Below are 16,414 nucleotides of genomic sequence, written 5' to 3'. Positions count from 1 at the left end.
GCTCCAGTACCCACCGGAGCGCGGGTCACCCTACCCCGCCGACAACGCAGGTTGTCGCGGGCCTCCCGCTCCGGCTACGGTGCGGCCATGACAGTGGAGACCTCGGCGCGTCCCGGGACCGACGAGCTCGCCGACCGCGCGCGCCGCGCGGTCGCGGACCTGGCGCAGCGCCTGGCGCTGGAGCCGGACGCCGTGCCGTACGGGGAGGACCACGACGGCTCCCCGGCGGACGAGAACTGGACCGACCCGCTGGCCTCGCTGCGCGCGCTCGCCCTCCTCAGCCGTGCGGTGGACGAGTGCGCCGCCCGGGCGGCCCGCGCCGCCGCCGTCGAGGGGGCCGGCTACCCGCAGCTGGGCAGCGCCTGGGGCGTCAGCCGGCAAGGGGCCCGCAAACGCTGGCCCGGCCTGGTCTTCACCCAACGACCCCCCTCCCGCCCCCTGCCCAACGATCACCGGAGCCCCCACATGAACGGCCTCACCCCCCGGCGCACCTACACCGTCCTGCTCGTGGAGGACGACGTGGCCGACGCCATGCTCATCGAGGAGGCCCTGATCGAGCGCGGGATGGCGCGGGGCATCAACCGGGTCGACGACGGGGTGTCCGCCCTGGAGTACCTGCGCGACCCCGCGAAGGACCGGCCCGACCTGATCGTGCTCGACCTCAACATGCCGCGCATGAACGGCCGTGAGCTGCTCGGCGTGCTCAAGAACGACGAGCAGCTCTCCAGCATCCCGATCGTGGTCCTCACCACCTCGGCCGCGCCCGACGACGTCCAGGACGCCTACACGCAGCACGCCAACGCCTACGTGACCAAGCCGGTCAACCTGGACGACTTCGTGCACACCGTCCAGAGCATCGACAGCTTCTTCCTGGAGACCGCCGTCCCGCCCCAGCACCGCCAGGGCGGCTGAGAACACCGGCCCCGGGGCGCGTACCGCGTCCGCAGTACGCGCCCGGGAGCCGTACCTCTCAAGGAGGCCGGGCGGTTCCGCCCTCCGGCCCGGGGAACGCCTGTCGCCTCCCCTTAGGGTCGTGACATGGAGACCTCTACCGCACGACGGCTCCGCCGGCCCCGCGCGCGCGGCCGATGGGCGGCGGCCGTCGCCGCACTCGTCGTGCTCGCCGGCGTCGGCACCTGGACCGCCGTGGCCGACGACGGCGCACCCACCGTGCACCACCAGGACCGGACGATCCGCTCCGGCGGAGTGCCCCTGGACACCACGTACTTCACCGCCGACGGCGGCGGGCGGCGCCCCGCCGTCCTGCTCGGCCACGGCTTCGGCGGCAGCAAGGCCGACGTGCGCGCCGAGGCCGAGAAGCTCGCGGCGGACGGGTACGCGGTCCTCACCTGGTCGGCGCGCGGGTTCGGCAGGTCCGGCGGAAAGATCGGCCTCAACGACCCCGGTGCCGAGGTCGAGGACGTCTCCCGCCTGGTCGACTGGCTCGCCGCCCGCCCCGAGGTCCGGCTCGACGGCAAGGGCGACCCGCGCGTCGGCGTCACCGGCGCCTCCTACGGCGGCGCGGTCTCCCTCCTCGCCGCCGGGTACGACGACCGGGTGGACGCCATCGCGCCCGTCATCACCTACTGGAACCTCGCCGACGCGCTCTTCCCGGACGGGGTGTTCAAGAAGCTCTGGGCCGGGATCTTCGTGAGCAGCGGCGGCGGCTGCGAGAAGTTCGAGCCGCGGCTCTGCGCGATGTACGAACGCGTCGCGGCGAGCGGTGTACCCGACGCCGAGGCGCGCGCCCTGCTGACGGAACGTTCGCCCTCCGCCGTCGCCGACCGTATCGACGTGCCCGCTCTCATCGTGCAGGGCCAGACCGACTCGCTCTTCCCGCTCGGCCAGGCCGACGCCATGGCGAAGGCTGTCTCCGGCAACGGCGCACCGGTCTCCGTCGACTGGATCGCCGGCGGCCACGACGGCGGCGACACCGAGGACACCCGCGTCCAGAACCGGATCGGCGCCTGGTTCGACCGCTACCTCAAGGGCGACAGGGACGCCGACACCGGCCCCGCCTTCCGCGTCACCCGCACCGGCGGCGTCGACTCCACCGACGGGGCCGCCCTCACCAGGGGCGCGAGCGCCGGCACCTACCCCGGACTGCGCGGCGGCGCCCAGGACTTCGCCCTCAGGGCGACCGAGGCCAACCCGGACACCGAGGCCAACCCGGACACCGAGGCCAACCCTGACACCGGGAGCGCCTCGGACACCGGGAGCGCCGCGGACACCGCGGACACCGCGACCGTCCGCAACCCGGCCGGAGGCAGCCCGCCCGCGATCTCCGCCGTTCCCGGACTCGGCGCCGGACTCTCGCAGCTCTCCTCCCTCGGCGTCGGCCTCTCCCTGGACTTCCCCGGCCAGCACGCCACCTTCGACAGCGCGCCGCTGACCTCATCGGTCCGCGCCACCGGCACCCCCACCGTGCGGGTCACCGTCAAGGCGCGTACCGGCGATGCCGTCCTCTTCGGCAAGGTGTACGACGTCGCGCCGGACGGCAAGCGCCAGGAGCTGCCCTCCCAGCTCGTCGCCCCCTTCCGGATCACCCCCGGCCGGCAGGGCAGGCCCGTCGAGCTGACCCTGCCCGCCGTCGACCACGCCTTCGACGCCGGACACCGCCTCCGCCTGGTGCTCTCCGCCACCGATCTCGGCTACGCCTCACCCGCCGAGCCGAACACGTACACCGTCACCGTCGACGGCCCGCTCTCCGTACCCACCGACGCCGGACTGACCGCGGCGGCGGCCGGACTCCCCTGGTGGACCTGGGGGCTTCCGGCCGCCGCCCTCGTCATCGCCGCCGTGCTGCTGCTCACCGCGCGCCGCCGCACCGCGACGCCCGCCCCGGACCCGGCGCTCGCGGGCGTACCGCTCCAGATCTCCGGGCTCGCGAAGAAGTACGCGGGCGCCGCGGACCGTTACGCCGTCAAGGACCTCGGCTTCCGCGTCGAACAGGGGCAGGTGCTCGGACTTCTCGGCCCCAACGGCGCCGGGAAGACCACCACCCTGCGGATGCTGATGGGTCTCATCACCCCCGACGCGGGCGAGATCCGCGTCTTCGGCCAGGCCATCCGGCCCGGCGCCCCGGTACTCTCCCGTGTCGGCGCGTTCGTCGAAGGCGCCGGCTTCCTGCCGCACCTGACCGGCCGCGCCAACCTGGAGCTGTACTGGCAGGCAACCGGCCGCCCCGCCGAGGACTCCCGCATCGACGAGGCGCTGGAGATCGCGGGCCTCGGCGACGCGCTCGCCCGGGCCGTACGCACCTACTCCCAGGGCATGCGCCAGCGTCTCGCCATCGCCCAGGCCATGCTCGGCATGCCCGACCTCCTCATCCTCGACGAACCGACCAACGGCCTCGACCCGCCGCAGATCCGCGAGATGCGGGACGTGATGATCCGTTACGCGGCCGGAGGCCGGACCGTCATCGTCTCCAGCCACCTCCTCTCCGAGGTCGAACAGTCCTGCACCCACCTCGTGGTCATGGACCGGGGGCGGCTCGTCCAGGCAGGTCCCGTCGCCGAGATCACCGGCTCCGGCGACATGCTGCTCGTCACCACCGCCGAAGAGGTCACCGAACCGGTGCTCCGCAAGATCGAGGCCCTCGCGGGCGTCGCCTCCGCGGTCCCCGCCGAGGACGGGCGGGGGCTTCTCGTACGGCTCGACGGCGCCACCACCGCCTCGCTGGTCGCCGACCTCGTCCGGCTCGACGTGCCGCTCACCGGCGTCGGCCCGCACCGCCGCCTGGAGGACGCGTTCCTCACCCTGATCTCCGGAGGCTCCGCATGAGTGACGTCCTCACCGGCCCGGGCCCCGGTACCTCCCCCGGCTCCGGCCCTGCCGGGGCCACGGAGACGCCCGGCGCACCCGGCTACCACCCCCGGCGCACCCTCCCGCTCCGCGTCGAGGCGATGCGGCAACTGCGCCGCCGCCGCACCCTGCTCATGGGCGGGGTGCTCGCTGCCCTGCCGTTCATCCTGATCGTCGCCTTCGCCATCGGCGGCACCCCCGGCTCCCGGGGAGGCTCCGGTGCCGACCGGATCAACCTGATGGACACCGCCACCGCCTCGGCGGCCAACTTCGCCGCCGTCAACCTGTTCGTCTCGGCGGGCTTCCTGCTGGTCGTACCGGTGGCGCTGTTCTGCGGGGACACCGTGGCCTCCGAGGCGAGCTGGTCCTCACTGCGCTACCTCCTCGCCGCCCCCGTCCCGCGCACCCGGCTGCTGTGGAGCAAGCTCGTCGTCGCCCTCGGCTTCAGCCTGGCCGCGATGGTGCTGCTCCCGCTGGTCGCCCTCGGGGCCGGAGCGGTGGCCTACGGCTGGGGACCTCTCCAGCTGCCGACCGGCGGCGAACTCGCCCAGTCCGCCGCGCTGCCCCGGCTCGCGCTGGTCGTCGCCTTCGTCTTCGTCTCCCAGCTCGTGACCGCCGCCCTGGCGTTCTGGCTGTCGACACGGACGGACGCACCGCTGGGCGCGGTGGGCGGCGCGGTCGGCCTGACCATCGTCGGCAATGTCCTGGACGCGGTCACCGCGCTCGGCCACTGGCGCGACTTCCTGCCCGCGCACTGGCAGTTCGCCTGGGCGGACGCCCTCCAGCCCGAACTGGAGTGGGGCGGCATGATCAAGGGCTCGGCCGTGTCCGTGACGTACGCCCTGATCCTCTTCGCCCTGGCCTTCCGGGGATTCAGCCGGAAGGACATCGTGTCGTGACGCCTCCGGTCCGCCGGCCGGAGCCGGTCCGTGAGGACATCGTGTCCGGACCCTGATGTTCCGCGTCCCGGACGCCCTTCGGCAGCTCTCCGTCACCGCATCGAGATTCATCCGCAACCGGTTCGACGGCTCCCGGCGGCCCCCTCGCGCGTCACATTCACAGATGTCGACGACATGGGGGCCAGGGATGAAGCACAGCACATCGATACGCCCGGCGGGCCGGGCACGGGCGGGCGCAATGCTCGCCGCCCTGCTGGTGAGCGCCGCACTCCTCGCCGGATGCTCGGCCGCGGGCGGCGGCTCCTCGTCCGACGGAACCGCCGCCGACGCGCGCGGCGGCTCCGTCACCGGCGGCGGCCCCGTGCCCGCCCCGGCGGCCACCACCGGCGACGAGGCGGGCAAGCAGGCGAAGGAGGACGAGGCCGCGCCCGACTACCTCTCCACCTTCGCGCTCGACGTGGACACCGCCAGCTACGGGTACGCGCGCCGCGTCCTCGGCGACGGGCAGCTCCCCGAGCCGGAGACCGTACGTCCCGAGGAGTTCGTCAACAGCTTCAAACAGGGGTACGAACGCCCCGGCGGCAACGGCTTCTCCGTCAGCGTCGACGGAGCCCGCGCCGGGCAAGGGGCGGACGGCTGGTCGCTGCTGCGGGTCGGGCTCGCGACCAAGGCCGCCGACACCACCACCCCGAGGCCCCCCGCCGCACTCACCTTCGTCGTCGACATCTCCGGCTCCATGGCGGAGACCGGCCGCCTGGACCTGGTGCGCACCTCGCTCGCGTACCTCACCGAGCAACTGCGCGACGACGACTCGGTGGCCCTGGTCACCTTCAGCGACGAGGCCGAGACCGTGGTCCCGATGACCCCGCTGCGCGGCCACCGCACGAAGATCCGGGAAGCCGTCGAGTCGCTCCACACGGCAAGCTCCACCAACGTCGCCGCGGGGGTGGAGCGGGGTTACGACGAGGCCGTGGACGGCCGCCGCGAGGGCGCCACCAACCGGGTCGTCCTGCTCTCCGACGCCCTCGCCAACACCGGCGAGACGGACGCCGACGCGATCCTGGAGCGGATCGACAGCTCACGGCGCGAGTACGGCATCACCCTCTTCGGCGTCGGCGTCGGCAGCGACTACGGCGACGCGCTGATGGAACGGCTCGCCGACAAGGGCGACGGCAACACCACCTACGTCGCCGACGAGGCCCAGGCCCGCAAGGTCTTCGTCGACCAGCTCCCCGCCCACGTCCAGCTCCGCGCCCGCGACGCCAAGGCGCAGGTGGCGTTCGACCGTGGCACGGTCCAGCAGTTCAAGCTCATCGGCTACGAGGACAGGGCCGTCGCCGACGAGGACTTCCGCGACGACAGCGTGGACGGCGGCGAGGTCGGCCCCGGGCACACGGTGACCGCGCTCTACGCCGTGCGCCTGCGCGAGAAGGCCTCCGGCCATGTCGCCACCGCCACCGTGCGCTGGCTCGACCCGGCGACCCGCAAGGCGCGGGAGGCGACCGGATCGGTGGAGACCGGCGCCATCGGCGGGGCGCTCTGGGGCGGCTCCGACGAGCGCCTCCAAGTGACCGCGGTGGCCGCCTACTTCGCCGACATCCTGCGCGGCGGGACTCTCCCCGGAACGCCCGCGCTGGGCGAACTCGCGTCCCGGGCACGGAAGCTGGCGGCGGAGACCGAGGACGATTCGGTGGGCAAGCTCGCCGACGCGATCGGCCGGGCCGCCGAGCTCAAGGGCGCGGCGGACGACCTGCCGGAGGCACCGGCCGAGGGCGAGATGGGCTGAGCGGGGCGTCACGGGGAGGGCCGGCGACCGCAGTCGCGGGCCCTCCCCGCCGCTTCCCTCTCACACGTTCGGGACCTTGAGCTTCGCCCAGCTGTCCTCGCCCGGGACGCCGTCGGCCGCGTCCCCGGCGTACCCGAGCTTGCGCTGCCAGGCGGCGTACGACGCGCGGTCGGACGCCGACCAGGTGGGCCCGGGCCCGACCGCGTACAGGTCGCAGCCCTCCGCCACGAGCCGCTTGCCCATGGCGGTGATGATCGGACTGTTCCGCCCGACGGTGAAGAACCCGGCCCCGGGGAACGGCTCGTACGGCTCCGGGATCGGCCCGTCCGGACCCGCGCCGAGCCGGACCGCGATCCGGTCGCGCATCGCGGTCATCGGGAAGCCGCGCGGGTCCACCTTCCCCGGCTGCCATTCCAGGTGCCCGATCACCGAGCGCTCGGACCACTTGTGGGCGCGGCAGATCGCCGCCGACGCCCGCTCGATCGCGAGCAGTTGGGCGGCCGGCCACGGGTCCTGGCCGTCGCCGAGGTTGATGCACTCGAAGCCGTAGAAATGGGTGTTGCCGTCCGTGTTGGCCTCGTTGTCGGCGGGCAGATCCGCCGACTCGGCGATCACCGCGCGCAGCACGTCGTCGTCGCCGAGCCCGGCGTGGTTGGCACGACCGTTGCCGACCAGGTGGACCGTGCCCTCCTTGTCGATGACCCCGTGGCAGAGCGGCCCGGGGAGGTCGGAGCGGCCGGAGTAGCAGAGCTCCACGGAGCTCGCGACGCCGGAAGTGACGGTGTGATGGATCATCACGCCGTTGACCGGGCCCCAGGAGCCCTTGTGATCACGGTTGTTCGTGCGCCAGCTCTTGTACTCCACCACCTTCAGCCCCTCGTCGCGAAGGGCCTTGAGCAGGGTGTCGGCGGACAAGGGGGTTGCCATGGTGGTGCTCCCTCGGTGCTTCGTCTGCGCGGTCGTGCGGAATGCGGTCGTGCGGCTGCGGTCGTGCGGAATGCGGTCGTACGACCGCAGCCGCACGGTTTGCGGCCGTAGGAACGCAGTCGTGCGGAATGCGCCCCACGAGGATGTTGTGCCCCTCCGTAACCGTTCCCGAACCCTCGGTCACCGGGGCGAAGGGGCGCGCAGCGTATCGCGGCCCTCCCCGCCCCCGTGGCCGAAGAGCCCGGGTCCCGCCCTACCGGGTGACCCGCACCCTGGCCGGGGGGCCGAACCCTGGCCGGGGGTCCCGCACCCTGGCCGGGGGCCGAACCCTGGCCGGGGGACCCGGACCCGCCCTACCCGGTGACCCGCACCCGCGTACGCAGCGGCAGCTCCGCGGACGAGCGCCCCACCGCGAACTCGTACGACCCCGGCAGCAGCGTCCAGCCGTCCTCCACGGACCGCCACACGGCCAGCGCCTGCCGGGGTACGTCCAGCGTGACGACGGCCGAACGCCCGGGCTCCACCGTCACCTTGGCGAACGCCTTGAGCTGCGCCGGGGGCTCGCCCGCCGCCGCGGGGAAGGTGACGTAGAGCTGTACGACCTCGCTGCCCGCCCGGGACCCGGTGTTGCGGACCCGCACGGTCGCCCGGTGACCGGAACCGGCCCGGACGACCTTCAGTCCGGAGAGGGCGAAGGTGGTGTACGACAGACCGTGGCCGAACGGGAAGAGCGGCTGCTCGCCCGACTGCGTGTACCAGCGGTACCCGACGGCCAGTCCCTCGTCGTAGTAGACCTGCTTGCCGTCGCCGGGGAACTCCACCGGCCGCTTGGCCGGCCCCTGCGTCTCCGTCGCCGGGAAGGTCTCGGGGAGCCGGCCGCCGGGCTCCGCGTCGCCGAAGAGCATCGCCCCGACCGCGTTGCCCTGCTCCTGGCCTCCGTACCAGTTGGCGACCACCGCCGGAACCTCCGGCAGCCACGGCATCAGCACCGCCCCCGAGGTGTTGAGCACCACGACGGTACGGGGGTTGGCCGCGGCGACCGCGGCGATCAGCTCGTCCTGGTCGGCGGCGAGGGACAGGGTGGAGCGGTCCATGCTCTCCGCCGTCACGTCCACCACGACCACCACCGCCACCTCGGCCGCCGCGGCGGTGGCGGCGGCCTCGGCGATCAGCCGGTCCTGCCCCGGCTGGTGGCCGACCCGCAGGCTCGCGGTGCCGGAGGTGTGGCGGTAGGTGACCTCGATGGAGTGCGGGCCCTCCGCCAGCGTCACGAAGCCGTTCTGCACCACCTCGGCCCCGGTCGCGTAATCCGCCACCACCGTCCCGTCGACGGTGAGCACCACCGCCCCGCCGCCGCTCAGCGAGAACCGGTACCGCCCGGTGACGGACGCCGTGTACGTACCGCTGTACCGCACCGACCAGGCGCCGGTCCGGCCGCTCACCGGGGGCGGTGCGGCCGTCCAGTCGAGGCGGTCGGTGGTCGTGGTGGCGAGGACCGTGCCGGTGAGGTCGGCCGAGGCGTAGTAGACGGCCCGGAGGCCCGAGCCGAGGGCGTCGGCGGGCACGGCGGGCAGCGCGCCGACCCCGAGGGTGCCGCGCGCGTACGTCACCGGGATGCTCACCGGGGCCTTCGCGGCGCGGGCCGTGATCCCGGCGAGCGGGGTCACCACCCCGCCGTACGGGTTCACGCTGCCCGAACCACCGCCGTGCGACCGGTATCCCGCACCGGCCGCGTCCCCGATCACCGCCACGGACCGGGGGGCGCCGAACGGCAGCACCCCGCCCGCGTTCTTCAACAGCACGCTGCCCTGGACCCCGATCCGACGGGCCAGCAGCCGGTTCTCCTCGGTGGAGACGACCGTGTCCAGCAGCGTCAGCGGGTCGGGGAGCGGGTGGTCGAACAGCCCGACCCGGTACATGCCCGTCAGCACCTGCACGGCCATCGTGTCGAGCGTCTCCCCGGTGACCGCACCCCGCGCGACCGCCGAGGCGAGCGCCGTACCGAGGTACGTGGACCCGGGCATCTCGGTGGTGGACCCCGCCTCGGCGGTCCGCACCGTGCTGTGGGTACCGCCCCAGTCCGACATCACGATGCCGTCGAAGCCCCAGCCGTCCCGCAGCACGTCCTGGACCAGGGTGCGGTTCTCGTGCGTCCAGACCCCGTTGACCTTGTTGTACGCGGTCATCACCGCGCCCACGCCGCCCTGTTGGACGGCCGCGCGGAACGCCGGGAAGTAGATCTCGTGCAGCGCCCGGGAGGACACCACCACGTCGATGGAGTGCCGCAGCGTCTCCTGGTTGTTGGCCGCGAAGTGCTTCACCGTCGCGATGACGTGGTTCGACTGGATGCCCCGTACGACGGGCGCCGCCAGCGCCGCGTTGAGGTGCGGGTCCTCCGTGAACGTCTCGAACGACCGGCCCCACCGGGGCGTCCGCAGGATGTTGACGCACGGCCCCAGCGCTACGTTGTGCCCCTTGGCCGCCTGCTCACCCCCGTACGCCCGCCCGTACGTCTCGGCCGCGGCCGGGTCCCAGGTCGCCGCCAGCGCCTTCGAACAGGGCCACTGGGTCACCCCCGTCGACCCGTTCCCCACCCCGCTCGGCCCGTCGGCCAGGATTGTCGCGGGGACACCGAGCCGCTCGTTGCCCGGCACCTTGCCGATGTACCCGGGCCGGGCGACGACCTCCTTGACGTTCACCCCGTGCAGCAGGGCGATCTTCTCGTCCGTCGTCATCCGCCCGACCAGCTCGACCGCCTTCGCCCGGGCAGCGGCCGACCCGGGCTGCTTCACGGGTCCCACGGACACGGATGCGGCTCCTTCGGCGGCCGGGACTCCGGAACCCTTCGAGCCTCGGGAGCCCTTGGAGCCTTTGCCGGCTGCCCCCGTGCCCCCGTCCCTGACCGAGGCGGCGGCCCCGGGGCCCACGACGGCGAGGCCGGCGGTGACCGTACCGGCGCCCCCCATTCTCAGCAGCGAACGACGACTGACGCGCATGGCCTCTCCCGGTGCTTGGATGCCAGGAACGTAACGGCCGGTGGCACGCGGGCACGGGAGACACACCCACGGTGATCGCGATACCGGTACACCGATGCAGCCACGCGCGGTCCCCGCCCGCCGCACCCACCGACGGGCGGGCCTCCACGGGGTGGTCCGTCACGTTCACGGTCGCACGGCGCCGCCGACGCCGTGCAACCGTTCACCTTCTCAGGCGCAGGGAACGCCGTTCAGGGCGAAGCCCGTAGGGGCGGCGCCGGGCACGCCGGATCCCTGGAATCCGAAGGACGCCGAACCGCCCGGTGGAATCGCCTTGTTGTGACCGGCGTCGATGGCGGTCACGGCCGCGCCGGTCTGGGTGGCGGTCGCGTTCCACGCGCTGGTGACCTTCTCGTCGCCGACGAAACTCCAGGCGAGACGCCAACCGTTCACCGTGGTGGTGCCGGTGTTGCGGATGGTGACGTCGGAGGTGAAGCCGCCGCCCCAGGAGGAGCCGACCTTGTAGGTGACGGCGCAGCCCGCACCCGGCGCGGGCGTCGGCGTGGGTGTGGGTGTGGGTGTGGGTGTCGGGGTCGGCGTGGGTGTCGGCGTCGGGGTGGGGGTGGGGGTGGGTGTGGGCGTCGGACCGGATCCGTCCGGCAGCGCTCCCCACTGACGTACGTCCCCGTCCAGCAGCACCAGGTTCGGCGCGTCCGCCGGGGTGGCGCCCGGCGTGGTGGGCAGGCCCTGGAGGGACCAGTCGTTCGACGGGTCCCAGGCGCCCGAGGAACTGACGCGGAACTGGACCTCCTTGCGGTACGCCGACTGCCCGGCCGGCGCGATCACCGTGTTCGAGCAGTCCACGCTCACGTAGTACACGTCGCCCGCGTACCGCGTGGCGCCGCTCGCGGTACCGCACTGGTTGTAGTTGGTGGTGACCGTGATGTTCGCCGGCGAGACCCCCGGTTCCAGCGTGAAGTAGTACCGCAGGGAGGCCTTCGTCAGCGGTCGGGCGGGCCAGGCCGACTTGTTCACCAGGTAGGCCTTGATCTCGGTGAAGTTGCTCCCGGAGGCGTTCACCGACGCCTGCGCCAGCACCTGCGGCCCGTCCGGCTGCTCGGTCGGCGGGAAGGCGACGAGCGGGGCGCCGCCGTACTCGGCGTAGAGGCGGGCGAGGGCACCGGTGAACGCCGCGTTGTAGTCGGTGGCCACCTCGTTGTTGGTGTAGTTCTGCCGGTCGTCGGTGTAGGCGTCGTCGGGTGCGCTCGGTCCGCCCACGAGGGCGCCGTAGAGGACGTGGCGGCTTTCGGCGGGGCTGGTGATCTGGTCGGTCCACGAGCCGTGCGAGGTGCGGTGGTGCGGTTTGGTGGGAGGTGTGTTGCCGAAGCCGACGACGTAGCTCGCCCTGCGGGGGTTGTCGCCGAGCGCGTAGTCGATCTGGCGCACCGCGAAGTCGTGGTACCGCGCCTTGCGGGTCGCGTCGCCCGTCAGCCAGTCGCTGTAGGAGAGCGCGGCGAACGCGGTGTTGGCCGCGTACCTCAGGGAGCCCCACGAGTCCAGCACGGCCTCGCCGCCGGGGGAGTAGCGGACCTTCGCGCCGTCCACCCCGGACGTCCACCAGTCCAGCCATCGGTTGGCGTCGGCGATGTACTTCTGCTTCCCGGTGATCTTGGCGAGCAGCACGTAGGAGCCGTAGGAGGTGTCGTCCCAGGAGAGTGTCCACCGGTAGGAGCGAGTGGTGGTCTGCGGCTCGGTGGAGAGGCCGTCGTAGTACTGCTCGGCCTTGGCGAGATAGGCGGCGTCACCGGTGGCCCGGTAGAGCCAGACGGCGCCCCACACCAGTTCGTCCTGGTACCCGCTCCAGGAGTTGTAGTACGACTTCGCGTCGGTGATGCAGTCGCTGTACTTGCCCCGGTAGGTGTCGGCGAACGCGTACAGCTGCTTCGCGTGGGTGACCAGCTTCGCCGCGTAGGCCGGGTCGTCGTCGGAGAACAGCATCGAGGAGGAGGCCATCGCGGCGGCCGTCTGCCCGGCGAGGTCCGTACCGGGGCAGGAGGCGTCGATCCGGTAGGCGGGCCGGGCCATCGGCATCACCTCGGCCGGACCCCACCACTTGTGGTCGTCGGCGCCGTTGCCCACCTGGCCGTACAGCACGTTCGGAGACGGGTGCGCCCTGACGAAGTAGTCGTTGACGAAGCGCAGACTGTCCTTGAGGTACTTCAGCTGCCCCGACGCGGCGTACGCGGCCTTCTGCTCGACGCCGCCCCAGGCCAGGACGGTGGCGCTGTACGCCATGGGCAGACCGAACTTGACGTGGTCGCCGGCGTCGTACCAGCCGCCGGTCAGGTCCAAGCCGACGTCCTTGCCGTCGTCCAGACCCGAGTCGCCGCGCCAGGAGACCCGGTTGTCGCCGGGCAGACGGCCGGAGCGCTGGGCCTCGTAGAAGAAGAGCGACTTCTGCAGCGCCTCGCCGTAGGCGAACGCGGGGGCGGCCGCGGCCGGGGTCGCGGCGAGCGGCGTGAGGGCGACGGCGAACAAGGCGGTCACGACGCCGAGGGCGACGCCCCAGCGGGATCGGATCCCTGACGTGGGACGCAGTCGCGGGAGCAGCCCGCGCCGTGGCCGCACCACCCGCTGTCTTGCATGTGCCTGACAAGTCATTGATGTCTTCTTTCCGTGGGGAGTGTCGGCCATGGGCAGCGGCGGGAAGGTGCGATGGGAGCGCTCCCGCGCCTCAGATTGCCGCGCTGTGAAACAAAGCGGCAATGTGTGAACGCGCCACTTCCGCGCCGTGTGGCTGAAACTGTGCATTCGCCGGGTGGGCCCTCCGCCCCGGCCGAGCCGCACGGTCGGACCGGGTCGTGTCGTCGTGGGGCACCTGAAATCGCTGTGGTGTACGGGCGTTGACAGGAGGTCGCACCGCTCTCACTATGGGAGCGCTCCCATCGGCGGGACCGGTCCGTCGACCCGCATGTGCCCGACCGCACCGTGCTCACGTCCCGCCTGCCGCGCCGCCCGCGCGGAACGTTCCGTTGCCCGGACGACGCCTCGCCCGCCACGCCGGTCGTCCGCCCGCCCGGCGGCACGGCCCGACCTCCACCGAACCGCTCGTGACGATGGATCACCCAGTGAGGACTCCCATGCCAGCACCGCACGGACCCGGCCGCCCGGCCGCCACCGGCTTACGCCCCCTCGCGCGCGGCGCGGCCGTCCTGGCCGTGGCCTCAGCCCTGCTGACGTCGCTGGTCGGCGTCGCGCCCGCCGCGTCTTCGACGACCGACGCCGCGGACGTGGCGGTCCAGGTCAACGCCCAGGCGTCGCTCGGCCGGCTGTCCGACACCGCCCGCGGCGTCAACACCGCCGTGTGGGACTCGCACATGAACGATCCCGAGGTGGCCGAGTTGATGAAGGCGGCCGATGTGGGGGCGATGCGCTACCCCGGTGGGTCGTACGCGGACATCTACCACTGGGAGACGCACACGGCGCCCGGGGGCTACGTCGCTCCGGGTACCGGTTTCGACTCCTTCATGGGGACCGTCGCCGCCACCGGTGCGCAACCCATCCTGATCGCCAACTACGGTTCGGGCACGCCCGAGGAGGCGGCCGGCTGGGTCAGGTACGCGAACATCACGAAGCGCTACGGCGCGAAGTACTGGGAGATCGGCAACGAGATCTACGGCAACGGTCACTACGGCAGTGGCTGGGAGCACGACGACCACCAGGACAAGAGCCCCGGCGAGTACGCCCGCCAGGTCCGCGCCTACGCCGCGGCCATGAAGGCCGTCGACCCGACCATCAAGATCGGCGCAGTCCTCACCTCTCCGGGCGAATGGCCGGACGGCGTGGCCGGCGAGGGCGACCCCGGCGACTGGAACAACACCGTCCTGCCCCAAGTGGCCGACGTCATCGACTTTGTGAGCGTCCACTGGTACGCGGGCGGGTCCGACACCACCGCCGCGGACGCCTCGGCCAGGCTGGCCAGGCTGCCCGGGGAACTGCGGGAGGTGCGCAGCCAACTCGACCAGTACGCGGGGACCGACTCGCCGGGCATCGGCATCGCCCTCACCGAGATCAACACCAACACCGGTGGCGCCCGGCTCACCGCCCGTCCCAACGGACTGTTCGCCGCGGACGCGTTCATGACGGCGCTGGAGAACGGCGTGTTCAACGTCGACTGGTGGAACACCCACAACGGTGTCGGCCAGATCACGACCGTCGACGGCGAGACCGACTACGGCGACATGGGGATGCTCTCCAGCGGCGCTTGCGCCGGTGACGTGTGCGAGCCGGCGCCGAACACGCCGTTCCATCCCTACTTCGGCATGAAGATGACCAGCGAACTCGGCACCGCGGGCGACACCATGGTCGCTGCCGCGTCCTCCGCGCAGGACGTCTCGGCCCACGCGGTCCTCCGCCGCGACGGGCGGCTGAGCGTCCTGCTCGTCAACAAGAACCCGGACGCCGCCCGGACCGTGGACCTCGGCTACGCGGGCTTCACTCCGGCCGCCACCGCGCCCGAGGCCAGCCGCTACGCACGGGGCGACAGCGACATCACCGCGGTCGCCGCCGGGGAGGCGTCCGCCTCCCGGGTCACCGTCCCGCCGTACGCACTGCTCACCGTCACCCTCGAACCGCAGGCCGGCACCGGTCCAGGGGCCTCGGCCGCCGGAACCCCGGGCACCCCGAAGCTGGAGGGGGTGAGCGACACCACCGCGCGCCTCTCCTGGACGAGCGCGACGGGCGCCGCCCGCTACCTGATCCAGGAGCGCGACGGCACGCACACCCGCCTGGTCGGTGAGTCCACCGGCACGTCCGTGACCCTGCGGAACCTGCCCCCGGGCAGCACCCACACGGTCAACGTGCTGGCGGCCGACGCCTCGGGGCGGCTCTCCGCCGCGTCCTCTCCGCTCACCTTCACCACCGGCATCCCGTCGGACGCGTCCTGCGCGGTGACCTACCGCCGTGACACGAGCTGGGGCAACGGCTTCGTGTCCACGGTCACCGTCCGCAACCTCTCCGACACGCCGGTCACCGGCTGGACCGTCGACTGGGACTGGCCGACCGGGACCCAGACGGTGGACTCCGGCTGGAACGCCACGTTCCACCAGACCGGCTCCCACGTGCGGGTGACCGCACCCGACGGCGCGGGGCCGCTGGCCCCGGGCGGCGGCTCGACGGCCTCCTTCGGATTCGTCGGCGCCAACGACGGCCCCAACCCGGCCCCGACGGCCTTCCGCCTCAACGGCACGGTCTGCTCCAGCGGCTGACGCCCGGACCGGTCCGGCCCGGCCTGGTCCGGGCGGTCCGGGCGGTTCGGGCGGTTCGGGTGGTCCGGCTGGTCCGGCCCTTCGCCCGGTCCGCCCGGGACCAGGGCCCGCTGGCCCACCCTGCCGCGCGGGCCGTCGCTGCGGCGGGGTGGGCCAGCGGCGGGGTGGCCGCGCGGGAGGGTGGTGGCGCGGGAGGGTGGTCGAACGGCAGGGTGGTCGAGCGGCAGAGGCGTCCTCGGCCGCTTGGCCACCGGCGACGGACCACGTGCGACGGCTGTCCCGCCGGGTCGTCCCGCGCGGTGTGGGCGACTCCCGCGTTACCGCCGCACCGGCCGCCTTTGCCTCGTATGCGGCACGGGGCGTGCGGCGGATGTCGGCTGAAGCCACGAGCCCGGGGTATCCGCCTCAGCATGCTGGCTCTGTATGCCTACCGGTCCTACAGCGGCGCAACGACGGTCTGGGCCTTCGTCGTTGCCATCCTCATCGTGCTCGCGGCGGCCTGGTACCTCCGGCGCCGAAGGTAGGCGCCAGACCTGCGCGGCATGCCGTCACGGACGCGGCAGGTCGCTACTGCCGACCGACCGGGATCCCGTAGACGATCTCGCAGTACGCGACGGCCCTGACCAGCGAAAAGCCCTCCCGAAGGGGAGGGCTCTCGGCGGTGCCCCCGGCAGGACTCGAACCTGCGGCCAAGCGCTTAGAAGGTGTTGCGCGATTAGCGATGTGCTGACCTGCCTTTTTGCAGGTGGGGCTCGA

At 72.9% G+C, this 16,414-nt stretch carries 9 protein-coding genes; 6 read left to right on the top strand and 3 right to left on the bottom strand.

What is annotated here, in order from left to right:
• The first annotated feature begins 87 nt into the window (after positions 1–87).
• The 4 genes from ACFZAX_RS15355 to ACFZAX_RS15340 all read left to right on the top strand — a co-directional run bounded on the left by ACFZAX_RS15355 (position 88) and on the right by ACFZAX_RS15340 (position 6,489).
• On the top strand, positions 88–912 hold the full coding sequence (locus ACFZAX_RS15355) for a response regulator (RefSeq protein ID WP_390961958.1): 825 nt from the start codon (positions 88–90) through the stop codon (positions 910–912).
• 126 nt (positions 913–1,038) lie between these two features.
• Positions 1,039–3,783, top strand: a complete 2,745-nt coding sequence (locus ACFZAX_RS15350) for an alpha/beta fold hydrolase (protein WP_390961956.1) — start codon at positions 1,039–1,041, stop codon at positions 3,781–3,783.
• The gene (locus ACFZAX_RS15345; RefSeq protein WP_390961954.1) at positions 3,780–4,703 is read left to right on the top strand and encodes an ABC transporter permease; all 924 of its coding nucleotides are present in this window, start codon (positions 3,780–3,782) and stop codon (positions 4,701–4,703) included. The genes ACFZAX_RS15350 and ACFZAX_RS15345 overlap by 4 nt, the downstream gene beginning before the upstream one ends.
• Positions 4,704–4,890: 187 nt before the next feature.
• The gene (locus tag ACFZAX_RS15340; RefSeq protein ID WP_390961952.1) at positions 4,891–6,489 is read left to right on the top strand and encodes a von Willebrand factor type A domain-containing protein; all 1,599 of its coding nucleotides are present in this window, start codon (positions 4,891–4,893) and stop codon (positions 6,487–6,489) included.
• 60 nt (positions 6,490–6,549) lie between these two features.
• On the opposite strand, the gene ACFZAX_RS15335 is transcribed toward ACFZAX_RS15340, so the two are convergent.
• The 3 genes from ACFZAX_RS15335 to ACFZAX_RS15325 form a co-directional block, all read right to left on the bottom strand.
• Positions 6,550–7,416 carry a peptidoglycan-binding protein gene (locus ACFZAX_RS15335; protein WP_390961950.1) on the bottom strand — a complete coding sequence of 289 codons (867 nt, stop codon included), beginning with the start codon at positions 7,414–7,416 and terminating at the stop codon, positions 6,550–6,552.
• 353 nt (positions 7,417–7,769) lie between these two features.
• Positions 7,770–10,223, bottom strand: coding sequence for a glycoside hydrolase family 3 C-terminal domain-containing protein (locus tag ACFZAX_RS15330; RefSeq protein ID WP_390961948.1), 2,454 nt, complete (start codon positions 10,221–10,223; stop codon positions 7,770–7,772).
• A 399-nt stretch (positions 10,224–10,622) separates the two neighbouring features.
• A complete protein-coding gene (locus tag ACFZAX_RS15325; protein WP_390961946.1) occupies positions 10,623–12,938 on the bottom strand; it encodes a glycoside hydrolase family 9 protein in 2,316 nt (771 codons plus the stop codon).
• A 593-nt stretch (positions 12,939–13,531) separates the two neighbouring features.
• Here ACFZAX_RS15325 and ACFZAX_RS15320 point away from each other — a divergent pair.
• Both ACFZAX_RS15320 and ACFZAX_RS15315 read left to right on the top strand, forming a co-directional pair.
• Positions 13,532–15,658 carry a cellulose binding domain-containing protein gene (locus ACFZAX_RS15320; RefSeq protein WP_390961945.1) on the top strand — a complete coding sequence of 709 codons (2,127 nt, stop codon included), beginning with the start codon at positions 13,532–13,534 and terminating at the stop codon, positions 15,656–15,658.
• Between the two features lie 410 nt (positions 15,659–16,068).
• Positions 16,069–16,182: an LPXTG cell wall anchor domain-containing protein gene (locus ACFZAX_RS15315; RefSeq protein ID WP_390961943.1), complete on the top strand. Its 114-nt coding sequence runs from the start codon at positions 16,069–16,071 to the stop codon at positions 16,180–16,182.
• Positions 16,183–16,414: the final 232 nt, after the last annotated feature.

It is taken from the genome of Streptomyces sp. NPDC008125 (genome assembly GCF_042957125.1).
Classification (GTDB): Bacteria; Actinomycetota; Actinomycetes; order Streptomycetales; family Streptomycetaceae; genus Streptomyces.
This window is presented reverse-complemented; position numbering and strand designations above follow the sequence as displayed.